Raw genomic sequence first — 1,974 nt, 5'->3', positions numbered from 1 at the left:
CGGCGGCGGGTGGTTCGACGAGCACTGGAGCTGCCGGGCGTCGGTACGGCGACGCAGCCACCCGACGTTCAAGGTCGACGACGTCGGTTTCCGGGTCGCGCGTTCCGGGTCGCCCTGAGCCGATGACGGTCTGGTCGAACGTGCCGCCGGCGCTGGTCTACCACTGTCGCCGCCCCGTCCGGCCGGGAGTGGGCTGACCCGCCGGTGCCACCGGCATGACCGGATGTGGCCAGGCTATTGCCTGGGTATTCCGGCTTGATTACGCTGGCGCCGCCGCTTTGAAACGATTCATAGCTCTCCCCCGATATACCGGAACCGCCTACCCCCGGCGGGAGATCCGGCTGCCCACAGCCGTGGCCGGAACTCGCCACACCCCTCGACGTGGAGGTCCACGATGACCGAACAACCGCTCGCCGGCACGGGTCGGCCGAGCCACCTTTCCCGCCGCAGGCTCCTGGGCATGGGCGCCGCGCTCGGGCTGGGCGCGGCGCTGCCCTGGAAGCCGTCCGTCGCCGGTGCCGCGCCCGGGCAGCCGTCCGGCATGCCGTTCAAGTTCGCGCAGCAGTTCGCCAACCCCGGCGCCGACGTGGCCGCGAAGTTCCGCTGGTGGTGGCCGCACGGCCTGGTCGACCCCGCCGAGATCGCCCGCGAGATCGACCAGATCGCGGACGCCGGGTTCGGTGGCGTGGAGATCCAGGACGTGCACCACAGCGTGCGGACCCCGATGGACCCGGCCGGCTCTGGCTGGGGAACCCGGCCCTGGCTCGACGGCGTCGAGTCCGCGCTGCGTCAGGCCAGCAAGCGCGGCGTCCGCGTCGACCTGGCGCTCGGCCCGTGCTGGCCGACCGCTGTCCCGACCATCACCCCCGACGACGCCGCGGCGTCGAAGGAACTGGTGCACGGGTCGGCCACCGTCAACGGCGGTGAGGTCTTCGACGGGCCGCTGCCCGCGCAGATCTTCCCCCCGCACGCGGGCGTCAACCGGCAGGATCTGCTCTTCGTCCAGGTCGCCAAGGTCATCGGCTCGCCGACCGCGGCCGTGGTGACGCTCGACCCGAAAACCGTCCAGACCATCACCGATCAGGTCCGCGACGGCGCCATCCGCTGGACCGCGCCGGAGGGCACCTGGGTGCTGCTGGCCTACTGGGAGCGGGGCTCGGCGCAGGAGCCGGAGGCCGGCCCGCACACCGACCCGAAGTCGTACGTGGTGGACCACTTCAGCCTGGCCGGCACCCAGGTCGTCATCGACGAGTGGGAGTCGAAGATCCTCACGCCGGCGATCCGCGGCCTGCTGCGCGAGGTCGGTGACAACCTGTTCGAGGACTCGCTGGAGATCGAGACGAAGGCGACCATCTGGACGCCGCACATGCTCGCCGAGTTCGAGCGCCGCAACGGGTACGACCTGCTGCCCTACCTGCCGGTGATCGTCGAGCGGTCGGAGAAGTACCTCTTCACGTACGACGGGGAAACCACCAACCACGTCCGTGACGACTTCAACCAGGTCCTCAGCGACCTGTACCACGAGAACCACCTGATCCCGCTGCGCGAGTTCGCGTACGGCCTCGGGATGACCCTGCGGGTGCAGCCGTACGGGCTGGAGACCGACGCGATCTACAGCTCGGCCCTGCTCGACGTGCCCGAGTCCGAGTCGCTCGGCTTCAAGAACCTGGACGACTACCGGGCGCTCGCCTCCGGGCGGGACATGGGTGGCCGCTCCATCCTGTCCTGCGAGACCGCGGCGTACGCCAACGGCGCCTACAACACCACCTGGAACAAGGTGTTGCAGACCGTCGGCAGCATCTTCGCGGCCGGCGTCAACCAGTGCGTCCTGCACGGCTTCTCGTACGCCACCGCGCCGGGTGCCCAGTGGCCCGGGTTCGCCGCCTTCTCGCCGTACAACGGCAACGGCATCGGCTTCTCGGAATCCTGGGGCCCCCGCCAGCCGACCTGGGGGCACGTGCCCGGCGTGGCCGG

Annotated in this window: 1 protein-coding gene and 1 pseudogene; both read left to right on the top strand. The window is 70.6% G+C overall.

Going from position 1 to position 1,974, the window contains the following annotated elements:
- A pseudogene (locus AB0M52_RS33535) lies at positions 1 to 118 on the top strand (formylglycine-generating enzyme family protein); the annotation flags it as partial.
- A 276-nt stretch (positions 119 to 394) separates the two neighbouring features.
- Positions 395 to 1,974, top strand: a 1,580-nt coding sequence (locus AB0M52_RS33530; RefSeq protein ID WP_363961865.1) for a glycosyl hydrolase, incomplete at its 3' end; no start/stop codon positions are given.

Origin of the sequence: Micromonospora sp. NPDC051296, from assembly GCF_040682255.1 — a bacterium.
Lineage (GTDB): Bacteria > Actinomycetota > Actinomycetes > Mycobacteriales > Micromonosporaceae > Micromonospora > Micromonospora craterilacus.
The sequence above is the reverse complement of the archived record's forward strand: the minus strand, read 5'-3'. Positions and strand labels throughout refer to the sequence as shown.